Annotated in this window: 22 protein-coding genes, 2 tRNA genes and 1 pseudogene; 15 read left to right on the forward strand and 10 right to left on the reverse strand. The window is 69.4% G+C overall.

Going from position 1 to position 26,298, the window contains the following annotated elements; all coding sequences use genetic code 11:
* Positions 1 to 109: 109 nt before the first annotated feature.
* The 6 genes from rsmG to rpmH form a co-directional block, all read right to left on the reverse strand.
* On the reverse strand, positions 110 to 826 hold the full coding sequence (gene rsmG / locus ACFVYS_RS14315; RefSeq protein WP_054242116.1) for a 16S rRNA (guanine(527)-N(7))-methyltransferase RsmG: 717 nt from the start codon (positions 824 to 826) through the stop codon (positions 110 to 112).
* A gap of 118 nt (positions 827 to 944) precedes the next feature.
* Positions 945 to 1,457, reverse strand: a complete 513-nt coding sequence (locus ACFVYS_RS14320; RefSeq protein WP_314224788.1) for a R3H domain-containing nucleic acid-binding protein — start codon at positions 1,455 to 1,457, stop codon at positions 945 to 947.
* 15 nt (positions 1,458 to 1,472) lie between these two features.
* Positions 1,473 to 2,759: a membrane protein insertase YidC gene (gene yidC, locus ACFVYS_RS14325; protein WP_389501948.1), complete on the reverse strand. Its 1,287-nt coding sequence runs from the start codon at positions 2,757 to 2,759 to the stop codon at positions 1,473 to 1,475.
* A gap of 3 nt (positions 2,760 to 2,762) precedes the next feature.
* Positions 2,763 to 3,122 carry a membrane protein insertion efficiency factor YidD gene (yidD, locus tag ACFVYS_RS14330; protein WP_078615782.1) on the reverse strand — a complete coding sequence of 120 codons (360 nt, stop codon included), beginning with the start codon at positions 3,120 to 3,122 and terminating at the stop codon, positions 2,763 to 2,765.
* Positions 3,119 to 3,490, reverse strand: coding sequence for a ribonuclease P protein component (rnpA, locus tag ACFVYS_RS14335; RefSeq protein WP_078615780.1), 372 nt, complete (start codon positions 3,488 to 3,490; stop codon positions 3,119 to 3,121). The genes yidD and rnpA overlap by 4 nt, the downstream gene beginning before the upstream one ends.
* Before the next feature lie 21 nt (positions 3,491 to 3,511).
* A complete protein-coding gene (rpmH, locus tag ACFVYS_RS14340; protein ID WP_020130646.1) occupies positions 3,512 to 3,649 on the reverse strand; it encodes a 50S ribosomal protein L34 in 138 nt (45 codons plus the stop codon).
* A 376-nt stretch (positions 3,650 to 4,025) separates the two neighbouring features.
* Between rpmH and dnaA the strand changes: the two genes are divergently transcribed.
* The 11 genes and pseudogenes from dnaA to ACFVYS_RS14395 form a co-directional block, all read left to right on the forward strand.
* A complete protein-coding gene (gene dnaA, locus ACFVYS_RS14345) occupies positions 4,026 to 6,035 on the forward strand; it encodes a chromosomal replication initiator protein DnaA (RefSeq protein WP_389501951.1) in 2,010 nt (669 codons plus the stop codon).
* Positions 6,036 to 7,289: 1,254 nt separating this feature from the next.
* Positions 7,290 to 8,420 (forward strand): DNA polymerase III subunit beta, encoded by a 1,131-nt coding sequence (gene dnaN / locus ACFVYS_RS14350; protein ID WP_020130644.1) that lies wholly within the window; start codon positions 7,290 to 7,292, stop codon positions 8,418 to 8,420.
* A 201-nt stretch (positions 8,421 to 8,621) separates the two neighbouring features.
* Positions 8,622 to 9,497 (forward strand): phosphogluconate dehydrogenase (NAD(+)-dependent, decarboxylating), encoded by an 876-nt coding sequence (gnd, locus tag ACFVYS_RS14355; protein WP_057606303.1) that lies wholly within the window; start codon positions 8,622 to 8,624, stop codon positions 9,495 to 9,497.
* 52 nt (positions 9,498 to 9,549) lie between these two features.
* On the forward strand, positions 9,550 to 10,671 hold the full coding sequence (gene recF / locus ACFVYS_RS14360; protein WP_389501954.1) for a DNA replication/repair protein RecF: 1,122 nt from the start codon (positions 9,550 to 9,552) through the stop codon (positions 10,669 to 10,671).
* The gene (locus tag ACFVYS_RS14365) at positions 10,668 to 11,201 is read left to right on the forward strand and encodes a DUF721 domain-containing protein (RefSeq protein WP_389501956.1); all 534 of its coding nucleotides are present in this window, start codon (positions 10,668 to 10,670) and stop codon (positions 11,199 to 11,201) included. Before recF ends, ACFVYS_RS14365 begins: the two co-directional genes overlap by 4 nt.
* Before the next feature lie 374 nt (positions 11,202 to 11,575).
* Complete coding sequence (gene gyrB, locus ACFVYS_RS14370; RefSeq protein ID WP_389501958.1) at positions 11,576 to 13,660, forward strand: DNA topoisomerase (ATP-hydrolyzing) subunit B; 2,085 nt, start codon at positions 11,576 to 11,578, stop codon at positions 13,658 to 13,660.
* Between the two features lie 42 nt (positions 13,661 to 13,702).
* Positions 13,703 to 16,297 (forward strand): DNA gyrase subunit A, encoded by a 2,595-nt coding sequence (gyrA, locus tag ACFVYS_RS14375; protein ID WP_389501960.1) that lies wholly within the window; start codon positions 13,703 to 13,705, stop codon positions 16,295 to 16,297.
* 18 nt (positions 16,298 to 16,315) lie between these two features.
* Entirely contained in the window at positions 16,316 to 17,107 is a 792-nt protein-coding gene (locus ACFVYS_RS14380; RefSeq protein ID WP_389501962.1) for a DUF3566 domain-containing protein, read from the forward strand.
* A gap of 123 nt (positions 17,108 to 17,230) precedes the next feature.
* Positions 17,231 to 17,307 (forward strand) — tRNA-Ile (locus ACFVYS_RS14385).
* A 253-nt stretch (positions 17,308 to 17,560) separates the two neighbouring features.
* Positions 17,561 to 18,358, forward strand: a complete 798-nt coding sequence (locus ACFVYS_RS14390) for a maleylpyruvate isomerase family mycothiol-dependent enzyme (RefSeq protein ID WP_389501964.1) — start codon at positions 17,561 to 17,563, stop codon at positions 18,356 to 18,358.
* Between the two features lie 165 nt (positions 18,359 to 18,523).
* Positions 18,524 to 18,680: pseudogene (locus ACFVYS_RS14395) on the forward strand (VOC family protein); the annotation flags it as partial.
* A 143-nt stretch (positions 18,681 to 18,823) separates the two neighbouring features.
* Here ACFVYS_RS14395 and ACFVYS_RS14400 read toward each other — a convergent pair.
* Positions 18,824 to 19,189: a DUF6344 domain-containing protein gene (locus tag ACFVYS_RS14400; RefSeq protein WP_389501966.1), complete on the reverse strand. Its 366-nt coding sequence runs from the start codon at positions 19,187 to 19,189 to the stop codon at positions 18,824 to 18,826.
* A 349-nt stretch (positions 19,190 to 19,538) separates the two neighbouring features.
* Between ACFVYS_RS14400 and ACFVYS_RS14405 the strand changes: the two genes are divergently transcribed.
* Positions 19,539 to 19,667: a DLW-39 family protein gene (locus tag ACFVYS_RS14405; RefSeq protein ID WP_003999697.1), complete on the forward strand. Its 129-nt coding sequence runs from the start codon at positions 19,539 to 19,541 to the stop codon at positions 19,665 to 19,667.
* A 182-nt stretch (positions 19,668 to 19,849) separates the two neighbouring features.
* The gene (locus ACFVYS_RS14410) at positions 19,850 to 21,274 is read left to right on the forward strand and encodes a hypothetical protein (RefSeq protein WP_389501968.1); all 1,425 of its coding nucleotides are present in this window, start codon (positions 19,850 to 19,852) and stop codon (positions 21,272 to 21,274) included.
* Here the strand turns inward: ACFVYS_RS14410 and ACFVYS_RS14415 are convergent.
* A complete protein-coding gene (locus tag ACFVYS_RS14415) occupies positions 21,238 to 23,559 on the reverse strand; it encodes a protein kinase (protein ID WP_389501969.1) in 2,322 nt (773 codons plus the stop codon). The two genes, ACFVYS_RS14410 and ACFVYS_RS14415, sit on opposite strands and share 37 nt — an antisense overlap.
* A 166-nt stretch (positions 23,560 to 23,725) precedes the next feature.
* Entirely contained in the window at positions 23,726 to 24,274 is a 549-nt protein-coding gene (locus tag ACFVYS_RS14420; RefSeq protein ID WP_020130633.1) for a DNA-binding protein, read from the reverse strand.
* 180 nt (positions 24,275 to 24,454) lie between these two features.
* Between ACFVYS_RS14420 and ACFVYS_RS14425 the strand changes: the two genes are divergently transcribed.
* Positions 24,455 to 24,527: transfer RNA gene (locus ACFVYS_RS14425), tRNA-Ala, on the forward strand.
* Between the two features lie 85 nt (positions 24,528 to 24,612).
* On the opposite strand, the gene ACFVYS_RS14430 is transcribed toward ACFVYS_RS14425, so the two are convergent.
* A complete protein-coding gene (locus tag ACFVYS_RS14430; RefSeq protein ID WP_389501971.1) occupies positions 24,613 to 25,317 on the reverse strand; it encodes a DUF5324 family protein in 705 nt (234 codons plus the stop codon).
* Between the two features lie 331 nt (positions 25,318 to 25,648).
* Between ACFVYS_RS14430 and ACFVYS_RS14435 the strand changes: the two genes are divergently transcribed.
* On the forward strand, positions 25,649 to 26,182 hold the full coding sequence (locus ACFVYS_RS14435) for a peptidylprolyl isomerase (RefSeq protein ID WP_389501973.1): 534 nt from the start codon (positions 25,649 to 25,651) through the stop codon (positions 26,180 to 26,182).
* Positions 26,183 to 26,298: the final 116 nt, after the last annotated feature.

The following is a 26,298-nucleotide window of genomic DNA, read 5'->3' on the forward strand; positions in this document are numbered from 1 at the left end:
GTGGAGCAGGGAGCGACGTTTCACGTGAAACACGATGCACAGCCCCGACGGCCGGATCCCTCGCGACACTCCGTGATGCGTAGGTTTGGCAGCTTGTGTGGAGTACGTCTCAGCGGCGTCGGCGCGTTCGACTGGTACGGGCCGCCTTGGCCCGTTTGGCGGCGAACCTCACACCGCCCGGGCTCTCTCCGACCTCGACCCGCACCACCGTGGACAGCGGATCCACCACGCCCTCCCCGACATGCAGGATCGAGGTGCCCACGGCTCCGAGCTTGCTCAGCGCGGTGGACGCGCTCTTCAGCTCCTCCTCGGCGGTGTCGCCCTTGAGGGCGAGCATCTCGCCGTAGGGGCGCAGCAGCGGGATGCCCCAGGCTGCCAGGCGGTCCAGCGGCGCCACCGCACGGGCGGTCACCACGTGCACCGGCGGCATCGTCCCCATGACCTCCTCGGCACGACCACGCGCGACCGTCACATGGTCCAGGCCGAGAAGCTCGACGACTTCGGTGAGGAAGTTGGTCCGTCGCAGGAGCGGCTCCAGCAGGGTGATCTTCAGATCCTCCCGCACGAGCGCCAGGGGAATGCCGGGCAGTCCGGCACCCGAACCGACGTCGCAGACGGTCACGCCCTCGGGCACGACCTCGGAGAGCACCGCGCAGTTCAACATATGCCTCTCCCAGAGGCGGGGTACCTCTCGTGGGCCGATGAGCCCACGCTGTACGCCTGCCTCGGCCAGGAGCTCGGCGTATCGGACCGCATCACCGAAGCGATCGCCGAATACCTCTCGTGCCACCTCAGGCGCAGGGGGGAGCTCCGCTGCCTCCGTCACGGGGACCGTCCTTCCGTACCGCATCAGCGCTGTGAGCGCCGACCACCAGAACTACCGGGCTGACAAAGTGCGGCCCCGTCTGCGCAACAGACGGGGCCGGAGACACGTACGTACCGAATCAGTTGGGCAGGACGACGACGAAGCGCTGCGGCTCCTCGCCCTCGGACTCGCTGCGCAGGCCGGCGACCTTGACCGCGTCGTGGACGACCTTCCGCTCGAAGGGCGTCATCGGCTTCAGCTTGACCGGCTCACCGCTGTTCTTCGCGTCGGCCGCGGCCTTGGCACCCAGCTCGGAGAGCTCGGCACGCTTCTGGGCACGGTAGCCCGCGATGTCCAGCATCAGCCGACTGCGGTCGCCGGTCTCCCGGTGGACGGCCAGGCGCGTGAGTTCCTGGAGCGCCTCCAACACCTCGCCGTCCCGGCCGACCAGCTTGAGCAGGTCACGGGGGCCCGCGTCGCTGATGATCGACACGGAGGCTCGGTCGGCCTCGACGTCCATGTCGATGTCGCCGTCGAGATCGGCGATGTCCAGCAGACCCTCGAGGTAGTCCGCCGCGATCTCGCCCTCTTGCTCCAGGCGGGTCAGGGTGTCTGCACCCTCGGCGGCGGCGGAGGTGGTGCCTTCCGTCACGGGATGGGCTCCTTCTTACTTCTTGGACGGGGACTTGGGGCGCTGCGGGCCGCCCTTGCGCTGCCCGGACTGGGCCTTGCTACGGCCTCCGCTGCCGGCGGGCTTGGGAGCGGACTGCTTGGCCGTACCGGCGGCTCCGGAGGGCTTGGCGTCCTCCGGCTCGTCGGACTTGCTCAGGGAGATGGTCTCGTCGGCACCCTTCGCCGCGGCCGTGGACTGGCGCTGCGACTTGGACTGCCGCTTGGGCTGCTGCCGCTTGGCGGCGGCCGCGCTCGTGGGCGTGCCGTCCTCGGCCTGGGCCGCGGCCTGGGACTCGCTCCTGATCACGGTGCCGTCGGCCTGGGCGGCGAAGCCCACCTTGGTCAGACCGTTGATGAACTTGCGCTCTGCGTCGTTGCGCTCGCGGCCCTTGGCCACGATGGCCTTGACGATGGCCCGCTCGCCGCGGCTGCGGGTCTTGCCGTGGTGCGTGACGTGCTTGTACAGGCGCTCCAGGTACGCGGCCTGAGCCTTGGAACCCGGGGTCGGGTTGTTGCGGATCACGTACATCTGCTGGCCCATGGTCCACACGTTGGTGGTCAGCCAGTAGACGAGCACACCGACGGGGAAGTTGATGCCGAAGACGGCGAACATGACGGGGAAGACGTACATCAGCATCTTCTGCTGCTGCATGAACGGGGTCTTCACCGAGGTGTCGACGTTCTTCGTCATCAGCTGGCGCTGCGTGAAGAACTGCGACGCCGACATCATGATGATCATGATCGCGGTCACGATGCGGACGTTGGTCAGCGAGGCGTCGAACGACACCAGGTCCGACGCGCTGTCCGTGAACTTCGCGGCCAACGGGGCACCGAAGATGTGCGCCTTCTGCGCGCTCGCCAGAAGGCTCTCGTTGATCACGCCAATGGTGTCACCGTTGGCGATGCCGTTGAGCACGTGGTACAGGGCGAAGAAGAACGGGGACTGCGCCAGGATGGGAAGGCACGAGGAGAGCGGGTTGGTGCCCGTCTCCTTGTACAGCTTCATCATCTCTTCGGACTGACGCTGTTTGTCGTTCTTGTAGCGCTCCTGGATCTTCTTCATCTCGGGCTGCAGCGTCTGCATCGCCCGTGTCGCCTTGATCTGCTTCACGAAGAGCGGGATCAGGCAGATACGGATCAGAATCACCAGGGACACGATCGACAGGCCCCAGGCCCACCCGGTGTCAGGGCCGAAGATGGCCCCGTACACCTTGTGGAACTGGACGATGACCCAGGAGACAGGTGTCGTGATGAAGCTGAAGAGGCTGGCAATCGTGTCCACTAATCATGCTCCTTGGGCATGGGACGGTGTCTCTGCGGCCGGGCTCGAAGGAGAAGGAAGTCCCTCTTCGGTGGCCGTTTCGGCGGCGGAGGTCCCGCCCCTGCGTGCACGCCAGGCGTCACGCAACATTTCGTGCCACCGCGGGCGCTTGCGCGGCGGAACATGGTCCACGCCACCGAGCGACCACGGGTTGCACCGCAGGATCCGCCAGGCGGTAAGTGCCGTTCCCTTGATCGCGCCGTGCCGGTCGATGGCCGTAAAGCCGTAGTGGGAGCACGACGGGTAGTACTTGCACACCGGCCCGAGCAGCGGACTGATCGTCCACTGGTAGAGCTTGATCAGAGCCAGTAGCGGGTACTTCATCGCGCGCCCCCTCCCAGTAGCCGTTGAAGGGCGGCATCCAGGTCTTGGGCCAGCTGTGCGTGGTCGGCGTCGCCCGCCCCGGGCAACGCCCGTACGACTACCAGGCTACCGGGGGGGAACAGGGTGACTCGGTCGCGCATCAGATGACGCAGTCTGCGCTTCACCTTGTTGCGCACGACCGCGCCGCCCACGGCTTTGCTCACGACGAAACCCGCACGCGTCGGGGGAGCGCTCTCCCCAGGCGCGTGCGGGTCCGTGGCACCGCTTCGAAGATGGACCACGAGGGTCGGGCGGCCGGCCCGACGACCTCGTCGTACAGCGGTCGCGAAGTCCTCGCGCCGCCTCAGCCGATGCTCGGTAGGCAGCACGACGTCATGACCTGATCAGGCTCAGGCGGACAGGTTGGTGCGACCCTTGCTGCGGCGGTTCGCGAGAATCGCGCGACCGGCACGGGTGCGCATCCGCAGGCGGAAGCCGTGGGTCTTGGCACGACGACGGTTGTTCGGCTGGAAGGTGCGCTTGCTCACTCGGGGGCTCCAGAAATCAATCGGTGGTGGCGGGGTGCCGTCCTGGCTGTCACCGTGCGCCCACGAGGTAGCTCGCGGTTAAACGCCCGAGTGCACCGCTTCCCGATCACCTGACGTGATCTGTGCCCATCGGAGGCAGGCGGCAGCAGCCATCGACAACTCGACCTGGTTACGGTACGCGCGGCTGCGCCATTCGGTCAAACCGGCGGTCACGGGAGACACTATCCACAGGCTGGGGACAACAACTTGAACCGTAGCCGTCGCCCTGACTACCGTGGCTGAACTCCGATTCGTTCCTTTGTCCCTGCCCCCACCGATATGAATCCCGACCGTCCCACAACCACACGTTCGTGGGACCCACGAGAGAGCGTGCCCTGTGGCTGACGTGCCTGCCGATCTTGCCGCAGTGTGGCCACGAGTACTGGAGCAGCTCCTCGGGGAGGGCCGCGGCCAGGGTGTCGAGGTGAAGGACGAGCACTGGATCCGGCGCTGCCAGCCGCTGGCGCTGGTCGCCGACACCGCCCTGCTCGCCGTGCCGAACGAGTTCGCGAAGGGCGTCCTCGAAGGCCGTCTCGCCCCGATCGTCAGCGACACGCTGAGCCGCGAGTGCGGGCGGCCGATCCGCATCGCGATCACCGTCGACGACTCCGTCGGCGAACCCCCGGCCCCGTCGGCACCGCCCGCGCAGCAGCAGTCGCGCTACGAGGAGACCGAGCTTCCCGCCGGCCCCTACGACGGCCAGGACGGCCGGTACGAAGGTCAGGGGGACGGCCGCTACGACAGCGGCTACGACAAGTCGCACGAGAGCCAGTACGAGGGCTACGGCCGGCACCGCGCCGAGCAGCTGCCCCCGACGCCCGGCGACCAGCTGCCCGGCTCGCGCCCGGACCAGATGCCCACCGCGCGGCCCGCGTACCCGTCGGAGTACCAGCGCCCGGAGCCCGGCGCCTGGCCGCGACCGCAGCAGGACGAGCACAGCTGGCAGCAGCAGCGGCTCGGCTTCCCGGAGCGCGACCCCTACGCGTCGCCCTCGTCGCAGGACACGTACGGCGGGCCCGCGTCCCAGGCCCCGTACGGCGCCCCGCCGCAGCAGGACTCCTACGGCCCGCCGTCGCAGGACTACCGTCCCCAGTCGATGGAGCGGCCGCCGTACGATCCCTCGCCGTACCGGCAGAAGCGCTCGGAGTACGAGCAGTCGCGCTCCGACTACGACCAGCGCGACACCGGCCGGCGCGAGCTGTCCGACCCGTCGGCCGGCCCCGGTCATCCGCACCGCGGCGGCCCGGCGGGTCCCGGCGGCGGTCCCGGTCAGTCGGCCAAGCAGTCCTCGCCGACGCCCGGCCCCGGTGAGCCGACCGCGCGCCTGAATCCGAAGTACCTCTTCGACACCTTCGTCATCGGCGCCTCCAACCGGTTCGCGCACGCAGCCGCCGTCGCCGTCGCCGAGGCGCCCGCGAAGGCCTACAACCCCCTGTTCATCTACGGGGAGTCGGGCCTCGGCAAGACGCACCTGCTGCATGCCATCGGGCACTACGCACGGAGCCTCTACCCGGGCACGCGCGTGCGCTACGTGAGCTCCGAGGAGTTCACCAACGAGTTCATCAACTCCATCCGCGACGGCAAGGGCGACAGCTTCCGCAAGCGGTATCGCGAGATGGACATCCTGCTCGTCGACGACATCCAGTTCCTCGCGGACAAGGAGTCGACGCAGGAGGAGTTCTTCCACACCTTCAACACGCTCCACAACGCCAACAAGCAGATCGTGCTGTCCAGCGACCGGCCACCGAAGCAGCTGGTGACGCTGGAGGACCGGCTGCGGAACCGTTTCGAATGGGGCCTGATCACCGATGTGCAGCCGCCCGAGCTGGAGACGCGGATCGCGATCCTCCGCAAGAAGGCGGTCCAGGAGCAGCTGAACGCGCCGCCGGAGGTGCTCGAGTTCATCGCGTCCCGGATCTCGCGCAACATCCGCGAGCTGGAGGGCGCGCTGATCCGGGTGACGGCGTTCGCCTCGCTCAACCGGCAGCCGGTGGACCTGGGCCTGACGGAGATCGTCCTGAAGGACCTGATCCCCGGTGGCGAGGACTCCGCCCCCGAGATCACCTCGACGGCCATCATGGGCGCCACCGCCGACTACTTCGGGCTGACGGTCGAGGACCTGTGCGGCACCTCGCGCGGGCGCGCGCTGGTGACGGCCCGGCAGATCGCCATGTACCTGTGCCGCGAGCTGACGGACCTTTCGCTGCCGAAGATCGGCGCGCTGTTCGGCGGCCGTGACCACACGACGGTCATGCACGCGGACCGCAAGATCCGCAATCTGATGGCCGAGCGGCGCTCCATCTACAACCAGGTCACCGAGCTGACCAACCGCATCAAGAACGGCTGACGGCACCGCAGTACGCCTCACAGACGGCACGGAGGGCGCCCCCGGAGGGAGATCCGGGGGCGCCCTCCGTCGTTCCGGGGCCCGCCGGGCCCGCCGGGGCCACCGGGGGCCACCCGGCTCGACGCGGGGCTGCGCGGGGCGTGCGCCGGACGGCGGCGCGGGACGGCGGCGCGGGACGGACGCGAGCCGACAGCCGCCCAACCCGGGCTTGGTCCGGGAGACCGCTACCGGGCTTGAGCCAGGGCCCGGCGCGGGACGGCCGCAGGTCCGATCCGAGGCTGATCCGTGGCTGATCCGTGGCTGATCCCGGGCTGTCCCGGAGCTGAGCACAAGCCCGATCCCGAGCCGCTCCATGCCGATCCGAGGCCGCTGCCGAGCCGCTCCGAGGCCACTCCGAGGCCGTTTCCGGGCCGAACCGGCACCGAAGTCGGGCCGAACCGCGCCCGCCGACGGTCGTCCACCGCTCACCCGTTGTTCGATTAACGGCCGGGTTACGGCCACTCTCCACAGATTCGGTGACTTTTTCCCGTCCACACCCTGGGGACCGGGAAGTTGTCCAGACTGTGTCCACAGGCGCCGCCGGTGCGGGACCATCGGACCAGGTCACCTGGCTGTGGATTCGTGGACGAAGGATATCCACAGCCTGTGGACAAAAAAATGATCCACAGGCTGTGCATGAAGTTGTCCACCGACAACCCACAGGCTGCGGCCCGTTGTCCCCAGCGATCTCGGGCTTCTCCACATGTCTGTCCACTGTTCGGCAACACGACGCGGCTCCTCACCGAGTCGAGTGAAAGGCGTCACACGAAGGTGCCGGGTTGCCCTGTGGGAAACGTGGGTAAACCTGGGGACGCCGCTGGGGAGAACTCGCCTCAGCCTGTGCACGGCGTGTGCAGAACTTTCTGTTCTCCACAGAAGGCCCTGGTTGTCCACCGCCTCCGCCCACAGGCCCGGTGGATAAAATTCCGCCTCTGAGCTGCGAAAACAGGGTTATCCACCGTTTCCACAGCCCCTACTACTACTCCCAACTAGAGAGAGCGAGAAATCCGTTTAGAAGGGGGTCCTGTGCACAACTCGCTCCTCGGTGCCCGGCTGCCCCTCGTCACGACTTGACCCCGAGGGGCACCGACTGTCAGTGAGGTGCGTCAGACTGGTCCTCGTTGGTCCTGCCCCTCGCCGGGGCCGACCACACCGAGACAGACGACGAAGGCCAGGCAGGGCGAGAAGCGCCGGCAACAGCAGGAGGCGGCAAGAGTGAAGATCCGGGTGGAACGCGACGTACTCGCGGAGGCCGTGGCCTGGGCGGCACGCAGCCTCCCTGCCCGTCCGCCGGCGCCTGTCCTCGCCGGCCTGCTGCTGAAGGCGGAGGACGGCCAGCTGAGCCTGTCCAGCTTCGACTACGAGGTCTCCGCGCGGGTCTCCGTGGACACCGAGGTCGAGGAGGAGGGCACGGTCCTCGTCTCCGGCCGTCTGCTCGCGGACATCTGCCGGGCCCTGCCCAACCGCCCGGTGGAGATCTCCACAGACGGTGTACGGGCCACGGTGGTCTGCGGTTCCTCGCGCTTCACCCTCCACACACTGCCTGTGGAGGAGTACCCGTCCCTGCCGCAGATGCCGAACGCGACGGGCACGGTCCCCGGCGAGGTCTTCGCCTCCGCCGCCGCCCAGGTCGCCATCGCCGCCGGCCGTGACGACACGCTGCCCGTGCTCACCGGTGTGCGCATCGAGATCGAGGGCGACACGGTCACGCTGGCCTCCACCGACCGCTACCGCTTCGCGGTCCGCGAGTTCCTGTGGAAGCCTGAGAACCCGGAGGCCTCCGCGGTCGCCCTGGTGCCCGCCAAGACGCTCCTGGACACCGCCAAGGCGCTCACGAGCGGCGACAGCGTCATCCTGGCGCTCTCCGGATCCGGCGCGGGCGAGGGCCTGATCGGTTTCGAGGGCGCGGGACGGCGTACGACGACCCGCCTCCTGGAGGGCGACCTCCCGAAGTACCGCACGCTGTTCCCGACCGAGTTCAACTCCGTCGCCGTGATCGAGACCGCCCCCTTCGTGGAGGCCGTCAAGCGTGTGGCCCTGGTCGCCGAGCGCAACACTCCGGTGCGGCTGAGCTTCGAGCAGGGCGTGCTCATCCTGGAGGCCGGCTCCAGTGACGACGCACAGGCTGTGGAGCGGGTCGACGCCCAGCTCGAGGGCGACGACATCTCGATCGCCTTCAACCCGACCTTCCTGCTGGACGGCCTGAGCGCCATCGACTCCCCGGTCGCCCAGCTGTCCTTCACGACGTCCACGAAGCCCGCGCTGCTCAGCGGCAAGCCGGCGCTGGACGCGGAGGCGGACGAGGCCTACAAGTACCTGATCATGCCGGTGCGTCTCAGCGGCTGACGCTCGTGCCGTGATCCGACCGGTCGTCCACAGGCGGTGGACGACCGGGGCGGTCCCTGGGGAGAAGTCACCGGTGAACCCCCAGGTGGGGTCGTACGTCTGAGCGCGTATGCCCACAGGTGTGCGTGACCGTCCGGGTTTAGGCTCGGACATGGGTACGAAGGTGCCCCACACGCCACACAGCGACCTAAGGAACAACTGATGGAGCTCGGTCTCGTCGGCCTCGGCAAGATGGGCGGCAACATGCGCGAGCGGATCCGCCGCGCGGGCCACACCGTCGTCGGATACGACCGCAACCCGGACCTCGCCGATGTCCACAGCCTCGAAGAACTTGTGGGCAAGCTCAAGGGCCCGCGCGTGGTCTGGGTGATGGTCCCGGCCGGTGCCGCCACCCAGTCGACCGTCGACGAGCTCGCCGAGCTGCTGGAGCCGGGCGACGTCGTCGTGGACGGCGGCAACTCCCGCTGGACGGACGACGAGAAGCACGCCGGGGAACTGGCCGCCAAGGGCATCGGCTTCGTGGACTGCGGAGTCTCCGGCGGCGTCTGGGGCCTGGAGAACGGCTACGCGCTGATGTACGGCGGCGACGCGGAGCACGTGGCCAAGGTGCAGCCCGTCTTCGACGCGCTCAAGCCCGAGGGCGACTTCGGCGCGGTGCACGCCGGCAAGGTCGGCGCCGGCCACTTCGCGAAGATGGTCCACAACGGCATCGAGTACGCCATGATGCAGGCCTACGCCGAGGGCTGGGAGCTGCTGGAGAAGGTCGACTCCGTCACGGACGTGCGCGAGGTCTTCCGCTCCTGGCAGGAGGGCACGGTCATCCGGTCCTGGCTGCTCGACCTGGCCGTCAACGCCCTCGACGAGGACGAGCACCTCGACAAGCTGCGCGGCTTCGCGCAGGACTCCGGCGAGGGCCGCTGGACGGTGGAGGCCGCGATCGACAACGCCGTGCCGCTGCCCGCCATCACGGCGTCGCTGTTCGCGCGGTTCGCCTCCCGTCAGGAGGACTCGCCGCAGATGAAGATGATCGCGGCGCTGCGCAACCAGTTCGGCGGCCACGCGGTCGAGAAGAAGTAGTCCACAGGGTCGCCCCGCGATCCACAACCCTGGGGGAGGTCGGCGAACGACCATGCACGTCACGCATCTGTCGCTGGCCGACTTCCGCTCGTACGCCCGGGTCGAGGTTCCGCTCGACCCGGGCGTCACCTCGTTCGTGGGCCCCAACGGGCAGGGCAAGACGAACCTCGTCGAGGCCGTCGGCTACCTCGCCACCCTCGGCAGCCACCGGGTCGCCTCGGACGCGCCCCTGGTGCGGATGGGCGCCGACCGCGCGATCATCCGGGCGCAGATCAGGCAGGGCGAGCGGCAGCAGCTGGTCGAGCTGGAGCTGAATCCGGGCAAGGCCAACCGTGCTCGCATCAACAGGTCCTCGCAGGTCAGGCCCCGTGATGTGCTGGGCATCGTACGGACCGTGCTGTTCGCGCCCGAGGATCTCGCGCTGATCAAGGGCGATCCCGGTGAGCGGCGCCGCTTCCTCGACGAGCTGATCACCGCGCGTTCCCCGCGGATGGCGGGCGTGCGCTCGGACTACGAGCGGGTGCTCAAGCAACGCAACACACTCCTCAAGTCGGCCGCGCTCGCCCGGCGGCACGGCGGCCGTTCCATGGACCTGTCGACCCTGGACGTGTGGGACCAGCACCTCGCGCGCGTGGGCGCCGAGCTGCTCGCCCAGCGCCTCGACCTGGTCGCCGCGATCCAGCCGCTCGCCGACAAGGCGTACGAGCAGCTGGCGCCCGGCGGCGGTCCGGTGGCCCTGGAGTACAAGCCGTCCGCGCCCGGTGAGGCACACACGCGTGAGGACCTCTACGGGCAGCTGATGGCCGCGCTCGCGGACGTCCGCAAGCAGGAGATCGAGCGGGGCGTGACCCTGGTGGGCCCGCACCGGGACGACGTCGTTCTCAAGCTCGGCCAGCTGCCCGCCAAGGGGTACGCCTCCCACGGCGAGTCCTGGTCGTACGCGCTGGCGCTGCGGCTGGCCTCGTACGACCTGCTGCGGGCCGAGGGCAACGAACCGGTGCTGGTTCTGGACGACGTCTTCGCCGAACTGGACGCCCGTCGGCGGGAACGGCTGGCCGAGCTGGTGGCGCCCGGTGAGCAGGTGCTGGTGACGGCGGCGGTCGACGACGACGTACCGCATGTGCTCGCGGGGGCCAGGTACGCCGTGGCCGAGGGGACGGTGGAGCGCGTATGACCGCCGACGAGACCCCGAAGCGGGCCCCCGAGCCGTCCGGCGTCGACCTCGCGCGGGTGGCGCTCAGGGCGGCCCGCGAGCAGGCACGCGCGCGGGGCGACGCGGCTCAGCAGAAGAAGCAGGCACGGCGCGGTGGCGGCCTGCGCTCCGGCGCGCGCGCGGACGGCCGCGACCCCATGGCGCTGGGCGCGGCGATCAACCGGCTGCTCAACGAGCGCGGGTGGGAGGCGCCGGCGGCGGTGGGCGGGGTGATGGGCCGGTGGCCGCAGATCGTCGGCGAGGACGTGGCAAATCACTGCGTGCCGGAGAAGTACGACGAGGACGAGCGGGCGCTGATCGTGCGCTGTGACTCCACGGCCTGGGCGACGAACCTGCGGCTGCTCGCGCCGACTCTGGTGGCGCGCCTCAACGAGGATCTGGGCCACGGGACGGTGCGGCAGATCAAGGTGCTCGGTCCCAACGGCCCCGCGCGCCGCTACGGCCCCCTCAGGGCCCCTGGGAGCACCGGTCCCGGCGATACCTACGGGTGACGTGCGTCACGCTTTTCAAGGCCGGGAGGGTCCTGCGGGAACCGCCCGGCCTTTGTCGCGTGTGCCTGCGTGCGGGTGCGAATTCGGACGTGACTCCCAAGTAGCCAAGGGTTGACGCCCGGAAGCGCTGAGTGCCTCCGTGAGCCTCTTGGAGCCCCCTTCCGTATATCGGGACCCGGAAGAGACCGGTTGAGGGCGGCACATGCGGACTCAGGTACCGGCAAACCCCCATCAGTGTCAGTGCTACCGGTAGACTGGAAGCCAATCCCGCCCCGAACGTGGGGACCGCCCGGGAGAAGCTGAGCAACGCTGATCAAGGCTTACCAACGCAACATGCCGCAGCCGCTCCGGCAACCTGCCGACGAGCCTGGCTGGTGCTGTGCCAGAAAGGGCGCTTCGTGGCCGATTCCGGCAACCCCAACGAGAACATCCCGTCCACCGACGCCGGCGCGAGCGGCGGGGCAGCCGCCTCGACCAGCGAGGTCACCGCCTCGTACGACGCCAGCGCCATTACCGTCCTCGAGGGTCTGGACGCGGTCCGTAAGCGACCCGGTATGTACATCGGCTCGACCGGCGAGCGCGGCCTGCACCACCTCGTGTACGAGGTCGTCGACAACTCGGTCGACGAGGCGCTGGCCGGCCACGCGGACACCATCGACGTGACGATCCTGGCCGACGGCGGCGTCCGTGTCATCGACAACGGCCGCGGTATCCCGGTGGGCATCGTCGCGTCCGAGGGCAAGCCGGCCCTCGAGGTCGTGCTGACCGTGCTGCACGCGGGCGGCAAGTTCGGCGGCGGCGGCTACGCGGTCTCCGGTGGTCTGCACGGCGTCGGCGTCTCGGTCGTGAACGCCCTGTCGAGCAGGGTCGCGGTCGAGGTCAAGACCGACGGCTACCGCCACACGCAGGACTACAAGATGGGCGTCCCGACGGCCCCGCTCGTCCAGCACGAGGCCACGGACGAGACGGGCACCTCGGTCACCTTCTGGGCCGACGCCGACATCTTCGAGACCACGGAGTACTCCTTCGAGACGCTCTCGCGGCGCTTCCAGGAGATGGCGTTCCTCAACAAGGGTCTGACGCTCAAACTCACCGACGAGCGCGAGTCGGCGAAGGCCACCGCCGGGGCGGACGAGGCGGGTGCGGACGAGAAGGACGAGGTCAAGACCGTCACGTACCACTACGAGGGCGGCATCGTCGACTTCGTGAAGTACCTCAACTCCCGCAAGGGCGAGGCCGTTCACCCCACGGTGATCGACCTCGAGGCGGAGGACAAGGACAAGAGCCTCTCCCTCGAAGTCGCCATGCAGTGGAACAGCGGTTACACCGAGGGCGTGTACTCCTTCGCCAACATCATCCACACGCACGAGGGCGGTACGCACGAGGAGGGCTTCCGCGCGGCGTTGACGAACCTGGTCAACAAGTACGCGCGCGACAAGAAGCTGCTGCGTGAGAAGGACGACAACCTCACGGGTGACGACATCCGCGAGGGTCTGACCGCGATCATCTCGGTCAAGCTGAGCGAGCCCCAGTTCGAGGGCCAGACGAAGACCAAGCTGGGCAACACGGAGGCGAAGACCTTCGTCCAGAAGGCGGTCTACGAGCACCTCAACGACTGGCTCGACCGCAACCCGGTGGAGGCGGCGGACATCGTCCGCAAGGGCATCCAGGCGGCCACCGCGCGCGTGGCGGCCCGCAAGGCCCGCGACCTGACCCGCCGCAAGGGTCTGCTGGAGTCGGCGTCCCTGCCGGGCAAGCTCTCCGACTGCCAGTCGAACGACCCCATCAAATGTGAGATCTTCATCGTCGAGGGTGACTCCGCCGGCGGTTCGGCCAAGTCCGGCCGCAACCCGCAGTACCAGGCGATCCTCCCGATCCGGGGCAAGATCCTCAACGTCGAGAAGGCGCGGATCGACAAGATCCTGCAGAACCAGGAGATCCAGGCGCTGATCTCCGCCTTCGGCACCGGTGTGCACGAGGACTTCGACATCTCCAAGCTCCGGTATCACAAGATCATCCTGATGGCGGACGCCGACGTCGACGGCCAGCACATCAACACCCTGCTGCTGACCTTCCTGTTCCGCTTCATGCGGCCGCTGGTCGAGGCCGGGCACGTGTTCCTCTCCCGCCCACCGCTGTACAAGATCAAGTGGGGCCGGGAGGACATCGAGTACGCGTACTCCGACCGGGAGCGCGACGCGCTGCTCGAGATGGGCCGCCAGCGCGGCAAGCGCGTGCGCGAGGACTCGATCCAGCGCTTCAAGGGCCTCGGTGAGATGAACGCCGAGGAGCTGCGCATCACGACCATGGACCAGGAGCACCGCGTCCTCGGCCAGGTCACCCTGGACGACGCCGCCCAGGCCGACGACCTGTTCTCGGTCCTGATGGGCGAGGACGTCGAAGCGCGTCGCGCGTTCATCCAGCGCAACGCCAAGGACGTCCGGTTCCTCGACATCTGAGTCGGTCTCAGCTGACCGCACCAGAAAGGATTCTCACCAGCAATGACCGACGAGAACACTCCCGTCAGCCCTGAAGAGGGCGGCGACGTCGTGATGCGCATCGAGCCCGTCGGGCTCGAGACGGAAATGCAGCGCTCGTACCTCGACTACGCGATGTCCGTCATCGTCTCGCGCGCGCTGCCGGACGTCCGGGACGGCCTCAAGCCCGTCCACCGCCGCGTCCTGTACGCCATGTACGACGGCGGCTACCGGCCCGAGAAGGGCTTCTACAAGTGCGCCCGCGTCGTCGGCGACGTCATGGGCAACTACCACCCGCACGGCGACTCCTCGATCTACGACGCGCTGGTCCGCCTCGCGCAGCCGTGGTCGATGCGGATGCCGCTGGTGGACTCCAACGGCAACTTCGGTTCTCCCGGCAACGACCCGGCGGCCGCCATGCGGTACACCGAGTGCAAGATGATGCCGCTGTCCATGGAGATGGTCCGTGACATCGACGAGGAGACCGTCGACTTCACGGACAACTACGACGGCCGCTCCCAGGAGCCGACCGTCCTGCCGGCCCGCTTCCCGAACCTGCTGATCAACGGCTCGGCCGGTATCGCGGTCGGCATGGCGACCAACATCCCGCCGCACAACCTGCGCGAGGTCGCGTCCGGCGCCCAGTGGTACCTGGAGAACCCGGAGGCCTCGCACGAGGAGCTCCTCGATGCCCTCATCGAGCGCATCAAGGGCCCCGACTTCCCGACCGGCGCGCTCGTCGTCGGCCGCAAGGGCATCGAGGAGGCGTACCGCACGGGCCGTGGCTCCATCACGATGCGCGCGGTCGTCGAGGTCGAGGAGATCCAGAACCGCCAGTGCCTGGTGGTCACGGAGCTGCCGTACCAGACCAACCCCGACAACCTCGCGCAGAAGATCGCCGACCTGGTGAAGGACGGCAAGGTCGGCGGCATCGCGGACGTCCGTGACGAGACGTCGTCCCGTACGGGCCAGCGCCTGGTCATCGTGCTGAAGCGGGACGCGGTCGCCAAGGTCGTCCTCAACAACCTGTACAAGCACACGGATCTCCAGTCGAACTTCGGCGCCAACATGCTGGCCCTGGTCGACGGTGTCCCGCGCACGCTCTCGCTGGACGCGTTCATCCGCCACTGGGTGGCGCACCAGATCGAGGTCATCGTCCGCCGTACGCGCTTCCGGCTGCGCAAGGCGGAGGAGCGGGCGCACATCCTGCGCGGCCTGCTGAAGGCCCTGGACGCCATCGACGAGGTCATCGCGCTGATCCGGCGCAGCGACACCGTCGACATCGCGCGCACGGGCCTGATGGCGCTCCTGGAGATCGACGAGATCCAGGCCAACGCCATCCTCGAGATGCAGCTGCGCCGGCTGGCCGCCCTGGAGCGCCAGAAGATCATCCAGGAGCACGACGAACTCCAGGCGAAGATCACCGAGTACAACGCGATCCTGGCCTCGCCGGTCCGCCAGCGCGGCATCGTGAGCGAGGAACTGGCCGCGATCGTCGAGAAGTTCGGCGACGACCGCAAGACGATGCTGGTGCCCTACGACGGTGACATGTCCATCGAGGACCTGATCGCCGAAGAGGACATCGTCGTCACCATCTCGCGCGGTGGCTACGTCAAGCGCACGAAGACGGACGACTACCGCTCCCAGAAGCGCGGCGGCAAGGGCGTGCGCGGGGCGAAGCTCAAGGAAGACGACATCGTCGACCACTTCTTCGTCTCCACCACGCACCACTGGCTGCTGTTCTTCACCAACAAGGGCCGGGTGTACCGGGCGAAGGCGTACGAGCTGCCCGACGCCGGCCGTGACGCGCGTGGCCAGCACGTCGCGAACCTGCTGGCCTTCCAGCCGGACGAGGCGATCGCCGAGATCCTCGCGATCCGCGACTACGAGGCGGCGCCCTATCTGGTCCTGGCCACCAAGGGCGGCCTGGTCAAGAAGACGCCTCTGAAGGATTACGATTCGCCGCGTGCCGGTGGTGTCATCGCGATCAACCTCCGTGAGACGGAGGACGGTTCCGACGACGAACTGATCGGAGCCGAACTTGTCTCGGCCGACGACGATCTGCTTCTGATCAGCAAGAAGGCACAGTCGATCCGGTTCACCGCCACGGACGAATCCCTGCGGCCCATGGGCCGTGCCACCTCGGGTGTCAAGGGCATGAGCTTCCGTGAGGGAGACCAGCTGCTCTCGATGAATGTTGTTCGAACCGGTACGTTCGTGTTCACTGCCACAGACGGTGGGTACGCGAAGCGGACCGCCGTCGACGAGTACCGCGTCCAGGGTCGCGGCGGCCTGGGTATCAAGGCTGCCAAGATCGTCGAGGATCGCGGTTCGCTCGTCGGCGCACTGGTGGTCGAGGAGACCGACGAGATCCTCGCCATCACGCTGTCCGGCGGTGTGATTCGTACGCGAGTCAACGAGATCAGGGAGACGGGCCGTGACACCATGGGCGTCCAACTGATCAACCTGGGCAAGCGCGATGCCGTCGTCGGTATCGCACGTAACGCCGAGGCGGGGCGCGAGGCGGAGGAGGTCGACGGCGAGGTCGCCGTGGACGAGACCGCCGAGGCAGCCACGACCACCGGCACGGACGAGGGTGAGTCGCCCTCGTCCGAGTAGCACGAGGAGAGAGTCATCGTGAGCGGAGCCACGGGCGCCGGTACGTCTGCCGGTACGGGAAAGAACGGCGGCGGCCGTGGCTCCGCCGCGCCGGCGGGGGACGCGCGTACGACCGACGCGCGGGGCGCGGGGGGCGCCGAGGGGCGTGCGGCGGACACCCACACGACCCAGTTGAAGGCCATCAAGCCCCCTGCGGCCGACTCGCCCTCACCCTCGACCGACACGCAAGGATCGAAGGGATCCCAGGGGGGAACCGTGACGGACACCAGAGGCACGCAGGCCAAGCAGGAGGCATCGCCGCTCCCCGGTGACCGGCAGCCGACGCAGCAGCCCAGCGGGCCCTACCACCCGCCGCAGGCCTACCCGTCCCAGGCGCCCGCGGCCCCTGCCGCGGCCGGCGCCGTACGGCGTCCGCGGACCGGCGCCCGCACCACGCCCCGGGTCCGCAAGGCGCGGCTGCGGGTGTCGAAGGCCGACCCCTGGTCGGTGATGAAGGTCAGCTTCCTGCTCTCCATCGCCCTGGGTATCTGCACGATCGTCGCGGCCGCCGTCCTGTGGATGGTCATGGACGCGATGGGTGTCTTCTCGACGGTCGGCAGCACGGTCTCGGAGGCGACCGGCTCGAACGAGTCGAACGGCTTCGACCTCCAGTCTTTCCTGTCGCTGTCCCACGTCCTGATGTTCACGTCGATCATCGCGGTCATCGACGTCGTCCTCGCGACCGCGCTCGCGACGCTCGGCGCGTTCATCTACAACCTGTCCGCGGGCTTCGTCGGCGGCGTCGAGCTGACGCTGGCCGAGGACGAGTGACCTCTGCCGTCGTAGCGGTTTCAAACCCTGCTGGGCGGCCCGCGACTATCGATTTTGGGACTGCCCACGTCGTGCGCTAATCTTCAGGAGTCAGCGCGCGGGACACACTCCGCAGAGCGCGGCGGGGCTATAGCTCAGTTGGTTAGAGCGCATCCCTGATAAGGATGAGGCCACAGGTTCAAATCCTGTTAGCCCCACCAGTACGAAGACCCCCAACCGATCATGGTTGGGGGTCTTTGGCATCTACGGCTGACATCAACGGCCGTGAATGGCATCGTCATGCTGATCTGGCTGTGCCGCAGGATCGCCTGAGCGACCTTGGGATGCACCTTCAGGAAGGCGAGCAATGGGGACACGGCGTCATCCGAGGGCGCCCGGCCCGTGCCGCGCGCTCGCCGCCTCGGCTGTGAAAATCACTGTCCGATCGTCGGAACACGGTGGTAGAGAGTCCACGTGACAACGACACTTACGTTCCCCGTTCTGTTGCGACTGATCGACGAACGGTCGAGCGCCTTCCGCGCCGTGGTCGCCTCCGCGCCCAGCCTCGACGTGCAGGTGCCGACCTGCCCGGAGTGGACGCTGTTCGATCTGGCGCAGCACATCGGCGAGGGACGCCGCTCCTGGGCCGCCACCGTCGCCGCAGGGCCTGCTCCGGCCAAGTCCGCAGCGGAGGGCGCCCCGGCTGCGCCTCGGGAGCGCGAGGCCGTGCCGGCCTGGTTGGCCGCGTCGACGCAGGAGTTGGTGGACGCGCTGCGGGAGGCCGGCCCGGATCGCGGTTGCTGGACGTGGTGGGGTGCGTCCCAGTCGCCGCAGGCCTGTGGCGCCGTCGCCCGGCACCAGCTCCAGCAGATCGCGGTGCACACCTACGACGCCCAGGTCACGGTGGGTGCCCCGGAGCCGCTGCCGGATGAGGTGGCACTCGACGGTGTCGAGGAGTTCCTGTCCACCTGCGTCGCAACGACGAGTGCCTGGCCGCACAAGCCCACCGCCTTCGACTTCCACGCCACCGAGGGCCACTCCTGGCGCCTCACGGTCGACGGCGACGGCGCACGCTCCATCCGTATCCCCGCACCCGGCACGACGCCTGTCGCCGCTGCCGACGAGGTCCCGAACGCGGCTGGCGTCTCCGTCCGCGGCACGGCCAGTGAGCTGGTCCTCTTCGTGTACGACCGAATCCCGGCGGACTCCCTGCAGATCGAGGGGGACGCAGGTTTGTTCGACCTGCTCCGCGCGTGGGACCCGGAGGAGTAGGACGGGTGCTGTAGAGCGGCGAGGTAAGGCTTGTCGCGACTGCGTGCGCCGTCTTACACCAGCGGCTGCCACCACCAAGCACGAACCGCAGCGGTCAGCGCCGGACCTCGGTGAACGATCGACCAAGGCGCAACGGCCGTTGGCCGACGTCGACAGACCCCCGTGATCGACCAGAGGCCCGATGACCAGGACGCCGAGGTGGCTCCGCCTCGAGTCTCATGGCGCGAAGCGGGTCGACATCGGCCAGGGCGATCAGTCATGGGTCGTCATGGCAGACCCCGAAGGCAACGAGTTCTGTGTCCTTGGCCCACGGCGGGGGTGAGGACCCCTGGCCGGGGAGGAGTGAGTGCGGCGGGGGCATGGCGAAGGCCCGGTGGCTCCTGGGGAGCTGCCGGGCCTGCTCGTGCGGGCTGTACGCAAGTTCGCCGTTACGTCGGGGGAGGCGGCACGTGGCGTGCCGGGGGCTCAGCGCTGGAGTGGGGTGGCCGGCTCGGCCGGGTCCGCGGAGTCGCAGGAGGCGGTGGTGTGCTCGGCCGCTTCCGTGTCCGGGAGGCCGCGGTGGCGGCAGCTGGGTGACTTGCCGTGTGCCTCGGCGCGGATGCGCTGCTTCATCGTGGGGGGCAGGGAGCGGGCTTGGGCCCAGACCCAGGGAGCCGCGACCGTCGGCCACGCCGTCGTGTCCATCGTGGTCACGCTCTCGCTGCTGCGCGTCGGAGCGGTCTGCGCCGCCGCCGTGGTGGCGGTCGTCGTGATGAGTCCGAGCGCCGTGCACAGCGCGAGGAAGGCGGTGACGATGGCGGTCCACAGCTTCATGACCCGGTTCTCGGGCATGGCCCCTCACTTTCGGGTTGGGCGATTTGCGTACTTTCCTCATGATGTGTAGGGAGGCCGCGAAGTGGTGGACCGACGCTCGCGGCGTGGTGTTGTTCTGATGAACACCACCCGGATGGCCGCAAAGAGCTCTAAAAGCGTAGAAGTGAGGATCAGATGGGATGAGGGCGGACAAACATCACCGTCCGTATGGATGTGATCACCCTCCGATCGGAGCGGTGTGATCCGCTCCTACTGCGCTGCCGAGGGCGGGAGTTGAGGGGCGGACGCAGGTCACCGATCGGTATCGGTCGGTGTGTATAGTCGGGCGCCAGAGGTCCCCTACGTCAAGGAAAGACGAGGTCGCGCGGTGAAGAAGCTTCTCCTGGTCGCACTGGCCGCCATCGGCGGGCTCCTCGTGTACCGCCAGATCCAGGCGGATCGCGCCGAGCAGGATCTGTGGACGGAGGCGACTGACTCCGTGCCCACGGGTTCGTGAGTATCGATACCGAAGACTGAACAGACCCCGGCCGCCGCTCGCGGTCGGGGTTTTGTGTTGCGGATCCCCCGGCCCGCGGTTAGAGGCGGGCTTTTCGGACGCTCGTACGGAATGCGGGGGTGGCACGCGCGCGTGCGGGGGAGGATGGCCCACGTTCGGTCGAAGGCGAGGGGGCGGGGTCGATGGGCCGGCGTACGGGGCGTGGAGCGGCCGTGTGGCGGGCCGTCGTGCGGAGCGCGGTCGTAGCCGCGGTGCTCTGTGTGCCGTCGGCGCTGCTGCCCGGGCGGGTCGCCATGGCCGCGCCGGACGTCCCTTCGTACGCCTTCGCCGACGACGTCCGCAGCGCCCCCGCGACGACGGGCACCACCGGCGCCGCCCGTCTGGAACCCGGCGTCACGTACCGGAGTTCCCTCCAGGGCGAGGACAAGGCCTACTACCGCCTCGAACTCGACGGCACGTCGGACGTGTACGTCTCCGTCACGGCGATCCCGCGCGCGGGAGCCACGCTCTCCGCCGGGGACGGGATCAGCGTCTCCGTGCAGGACGCCGACAGCGTCACCTGCTCCTCCGACTCCGTGACCGTCGGAGCCGCCGGGAGCCCCCAGCCGCTCACCGCCTGGGGAGCGCGCGAACTCCTGCCGGGCAAAGGGCTGTGCCAGAAGGCCGGTACGTACTACGTCGTCGTCGAGCGCACCGGCAGCGGCAGCGGCAGCGGCAGTGGCACCGGCACCGGCACCGGCAGTGGTGAGGAGGACACGGACCTCTCCGACGGCCGGACCTGGGACCTGGAACTCGCGCCCGTCTCCGAAGCGCCCCTGGTGAAGGCGGCCGCCACGCGCGTGCCCGAGGTGTGGGACTCGTCCACGCCCGCGCCGCCCGTGGACGAGCCGGTCTCCGTCCGGGGCGGGGCAGGCTTCGCCGAGGCGACCGCCGTGAAGCAGGGCGTTTGGAGCGACGAGATCGTCCCCGGGCAGACCCTCTTCTACAAGGTGCCCGTCGACTGGGGGCAGCAGTTGTCCGCCACCGTCGACCTGGGCAGCGCGGGCAAGAACTCCGGGTACGTGGTCGACGCCCTGGAGATGACGCTCCACAACCCGGTGCGCGCCTCGGTCAAGGACACGGGCATCGGTTACGGCGGCAGCCAGAAGTCGGCCTCGCTGCCCCCGGTCCCGCCGGTCGGATACGCCAACCGGTACGCCCCCACCGACCCGACGAAGTCCCTGCGGTTCGCCGGCTCGTACTACCTGGTGGTGCACCTCGCGGCGCAGGTCGCCGATCGTTTCGGTGAGGGGCCGTACGGGCTGACCCTGCGCGTCCGGCTCGGCGGCAGCGTCCAGACCGGCCCGGGGTACGCGCGGCAGTCGGTACCGCGCGGGTTCTTCGACGTCGGCGCGCCGGACCCGGTGCCCTCGGGGGGCGGGGGCTCGGCGGGCGCCGACGCGTCCGGTGACGGAGCGTCGGGCGGCGATCCCGCGATGAAGGCGGTCGCCGTGGGTGGCATCGGCACCGGAAGCGTGCTGCTGATGGTGCTCGGGGTGTGGACGCTGACCGCCCGGCGCCGGGCGGCGGCTCAGATGCGCGTCAACGCCCAGAATCCCACGGCGTAGCAGGCCAGCGCGAGGAACAGCAGCGGCAGCGCGATCCTGGCGGGCGGACCGGGACGCCCACGGCGGGCGGCACGATGCCCGCGGCGCCGGCCGTGCGGCGAGACGACCTGCGGCGAAGCAGAAACCTGCGGGGCTCGTGCGGCTTGAGGGTCGTGGGCGGTGTAGGAGGCGGTGGACACCTCACCGTGCTGCCCGCGGGTGGGTAACACGAAGGTGGGCTCGTACGGGGGCGCGGTCATGGGGCCGGGAGTCGGCGCGTAGGCGGGGGGATACGGAGTGGAGGGCTCCGGGGCTCCGGGCTCGGTGAAGGAGCCGGCCGCCGGTCGCGGGGGCGGCAGGTGGAAGCTGCCGGTGTCCGACATGGGGGGAGCGTTCGTGGGCGCGGGGGCGGAGGTGGCCGACCGTGGCGTCGGTCGCGCGGGCCGACGCGGATCGGTAGGCGTCGAACCCGGTTGCCGCCGTGGGTCGCTCGGCACGGAGCCCGGCGCATGGTCTGGCGCGGACGGCACGGATCCCCGGCCCGACCACGCAGACCCGGCACCGGCGCCGGATCCCACGCCGCCGCCGGCGCCCGAGCCCGTACCGGTAGCCGAGCCCGTGCCTGGGCGGGAGGGATCAGGCGCTCCGTCCGGCCGGGAGGACAGGCCACCCGTGCCCGGATGGGCAGGAGCGGCGGGCGCCGCTGGCCCGGAGGGGAGAGGTCCGGTGCCCGCAGGGGCTGCACCGGGGGCCACTCCCGGACGGGCGGGCAGCGAACCGGTGCCGCTGCCGGCCGACTGGGGCGCGCCGTCCGGCAGAGCCGAAGCCGAACCGGGTGCGGCGCCGAGACCGGCGGACTCGGGTGGGGTGTTCGGCCGCCCCGGGGCAGGCGCGATGTCGAGGCCGGCCGACTCGGGAGGAGCGATCGGGCGGCCTGGGGCAGGTGCGGCGCCCGAGCCACCGGGGCGGCCGGGTGCGGTGTGCGGGCGGCTCGGATCGGGAGCGGGGCCCGAGCCACCGGTACCCAGAGCGGCGCCCACGCCGCCTGGACCGGAAGCGTGGCCGAGGCCGCCTGGACCGGAAGCCTGGCCCAGGCCGCCCGGATCGGCATCGTGGCCGAGGCCGCCTGGACCGGAAGCATCGCCGAGGCCGCCCGGATCCGCAGCGTCACCCAGGCCGCCTGGACCAGAAGCGTGGCCAAGGCTTCCCCGACCGTAACCGTCACCCAGGCCGCCCGACTCAGGCGCGGTGCTCAGAGGGCCCGTACCGGAGGTGGTGTGCGGGCGGCCCGGGTCGGGGGCGGTGTGCGGCGGGCTCTGGTCGGGTGTGGTTGGCGAGCGGTCCGGGTCGGAGGTGGTGTGCGGGCGGCCCTGACCGGGGTTGGTGTTCGAGTGGGGGGACGGGGAGTTGGGGGGCCTTGGTCGTTTTGGTGGACCGTGGGGGCCGAAACCCGGGGGGAGCGGGCCGAGTTGGTCGAAGATCTCGATCAGCTCGTCGTCCGGGCCGGGCTCGGGCAGCAGCTCGACGGCCGCCGCGAGCGCCTTGCGCGCCCCTGTGGCCGTACGGAAGCGGGCCTGCGGGTCCGGCTGGAGCAGGGTGGCGACCACCTGCCACAACGGCTCCGGCACACTCTTCGGGGCGCCCGGAGTTCCGTGCTCGGTGAAGTACTGGACGAGGGCCTTGGCGTCCGGCTTGGCGCCTTCCAGCAGATACAGCGCGACCAGGCCGACGGCGAACAGGTCGGCGGGGAAGTCCGGTTCGGCGCCCATCATCTGCTCGGGCGCGAGGTAACCGGGCGTGCCGACCACCAGGTTGGTCTCGGTCAGCCGGGGCTCGCCCAGCCGCATCGCGATGCCGAAGTCGGAGAGCCTGAGGCGCGGCCGGGCCGTACCGGTGGCCTCCAGCAGGATGTTGGCGGGTTTGATGTCGCGGTGCACGACACCCTCCGCGTGGACCGCGGTGAGCCCGGAGAGCAACTGGTCGAGCAGCGTGCACACGAAGACCGGGGGCAGCGGGCCGTAGTCGCCGACGAGATGGACCAGCGAACCGCCGGCCACCAGATCCATGGTGAACAGGACCTTGTCGTCGTCGGCGGCCCAGCTGGCGGGCGCGAGCACATGGGGGTGGTCGATCCGCAGCGCCTGCTCGCGGACGAAGCGCAGCAGCGCGTGCGCGTCGCTCTGCTGGAGCACCTTGGCGGCCACGTAGCGGCGGCGCCGGTGGTCCCAGGCGCGCCAGACCGCACCGACCCCTCCGCGACCGATCGGGTCGGCCAGTTCGTACCGTCCGGCGAAGACCTCACCCATGGCTGTGCGTCGCTCCTCCCCCTGGTCCCGCTCGGGTCTCCCCCTCTGCCCCTCTGTCTCCCCCGCGATGAGCGATACGACCCCCGTGTTCCCCGCTGCGTCCTGACGCCCCCCGAACTGCCGACTGCCCGGCTGCCGAACCCCCTTCGGCGACCGGGCCGAGGGCTCAGTTCTGGTGGGACTGGTAGTGCGTGACCGCGTCGGAGGTACGGCCGGCGCCGTACACCCTGAGGAACTCTGCCAGTTCCGGGTGGGTCGGGGCGAGAGTGTCGGCGGCGTCGATGATGTCGCCGGCGGCGGCCACCGAGCGCAGCAGTGACTGGATCTCGCGGACGACCCGCTTGACCGTGGGCGCTCCCGAACCACTCGTCGTCTGTGTGGTGTTGCTGAGCACCGAGCCCCCCTGGGACCGCTTGATCTCGTCCATGCGCTCGGTCGCCTCGGCGGCGCTGACGCTGCCGTCCGCCACCTGGGCCGCCAACTCCTGGAGCAGCTGCACCCGCTGCACCACGGCCGGGTTGCCGATCTTCGCCCGCTGACCGCTCATCAGCTGCGACAGCATCGGCGCCGAGAGTCCCAGTACCCCAGCGAGACGAGCCTGGTTGAGGCCAAGATCGTCGATGAGCTTACGGAAGAGCGCCCCCAGCGGCTCTCCGTACCAGTTCCGCTGAAGTTCCCGCGCTCTCGCGGTCGCTTCCTGCTGTGCGGCGTCCATTGCGTCTCCCCATCGCTTCCCCAGAAACCGCGGTTCGCTGTAGCGAACCGCGTCCGAGCATCTTACGGAGAGTGGTCATCCGCGGGGACCCCCAATCTTTTTGCGAGATACCCCGGGTGACCCGGTACTCTGGTCTGCGGCGCCCGCCGGTACGAGGTTTTCCGGCCGGACGTCTCTTGCGGGGCCTTAGCTCAGTTGGTAGAGCGCTGTCTTTGCATGGCAGATGTCAGGGGTTCGACTCCCCTAGGCTCCACCGGAAAGACCCCGCCCACCTGCGTAAACGCAGGTGGGCGGGGTCTTTTTTCGTGAGGTGGGGGCGTAGGTGGGCCGTCGGCCGCTCAGCTGCGGTCGTCGCGGTTCGCGGCCTCCTCCTCGGCCTCCTTGGCCTGTACCTCGGCGTCCAGGACCGACGGGTCGACGCTGCCGTCCACCGAGGTCAGGCCGCCCGAGGCGGGTACCTCCGTAGCCGCCGGCGGCTCGACCAGCCAGTCCGGGTTGGCCTGCTTGTCCCACCACTTCCAGGCCGCGTAGGCACCGCCGGCGACGGCACCGAGGACGATCAGTGCCTTGGCGAGCTTGCCCGCCTTGGCCCGCCGCCGGTGCTTGCGCGTCAGCTTCTCGATCTCCTTCGGCGTCACCTGGCCGCGCAGAGCGGCCAGCGCGGCGACGCCTCGGGCGGCGGCCTCGTCCTTCACGGGGCCGGCCGCGGCCACTGCCTGTTCGATCCTCGGCCGGGAATAGTCGGCGGCCTGTCGTGCGACCAGTCGGGTGCGGGCGGCCGCTTCCTGCGCGGCCAGGTCCACCTTCGGCGGGACATGGGTCTTCGCCTGCTCCAGACGCGGGGCGACGTGGGCGCCGTACTGCACGCGGGCCTGTTCTGCGGCCAGCGACACCTTGGGCGCGAGCCGTACACGGGCCTCATGCGCGTAGAGCGCGGCCCGTTCCTTGGCCGTGTCGGCGTAGGGCGCCACCACTTCCGCGGCGTGCAGCACGCTGTCCTTCGCCGAGCCGGTCGCGGCGCGCACGCTGTCGATGCGGGTCACGGGTTCCTCCTCCTCGGTGGCGTACGGTATTTCGACTTTCCACCCTTTTACGGATCATGCCTGTCAATGGCCGTCCCGGCACGCGTGGACGGGCATACGGGTACTGATCACCTGCGATAGGGGATGGATCGGGGCAATGGCAATAGAGGGTCGACAGAGCGACAAAGCCGACGATGCCACGGATCGGCGCCGCCCGCTCCCGTCCCGGACGGGTCGGATGCTTTTGTGTACCCGAACCGCCGGTTCTGATGCCGGAACGGGCCGTCGGACCGTGCCTGAGTCGGATCGTGCGAGGATCTGTGGGTCACAGAGAGACAACGGAAGGCAGACCGTGGCCGAGCGCCTGTACGCCACCCTGAAGACCAACCACGGCGACATCGAGATCCGGCTCTACCCGGACCACGCCCCGAAGACGGTCAAGAACTTCGTCGACCTCGCGACCGGCGAGCGTGAGTGGGTCAACCCGGAGACCGGCGTGCGGTCCAAGGACAAGCTGTACGACGGCACGGTCTTCCACCGCGTGATCAGCGGATTCATGATCCAGGGCGGCGACCCGCTGGGCAACGGGACCGGCGGCCCCGGTTACCAGTTCGAGGACGAATTCCACCCGGACCTGCGCTTCGACAGGCCCTACCTGCTGGCCATGGCGAACGCCGGCCCGGCGACCAACGGCTCGCAGTTCTTCATCACCGTCTCCCCGACGGCCTGGCTGACCCGCAAGCACACCATCTTCGGCGAGGTCGTCGACCCGGCCGGCCAGAAGGTGGTGGACGCCATCGCGGGCGCCCAGACCAACCCGCGCACCGACCGTCCGCTGAAGGACGTCGTCATCGAGTCGGTCGTCGTCGAGAGCCGCAAGAGCTGAGGCGACGCCGCGGCGCACCGCCGGGAGCCACCGGCGCCCCGTCGGGAACCAAACGCCCTGCTCGTCCGTAAGGATGAGCAGGGCGGTTCCTTTCCGACTACGCCGACTGCTCCGAC

Origin of the sequence: Streptomyces sp. NPDC058295 (assembly GCF_042880655.1) — a bacterium.
Classification (GTDB): Bacteria; Actinomycetota; Actinomycetes; order Streptomycetales; family Streptomycetaceae; genus Streptomyces; species Streptomyces coriariae.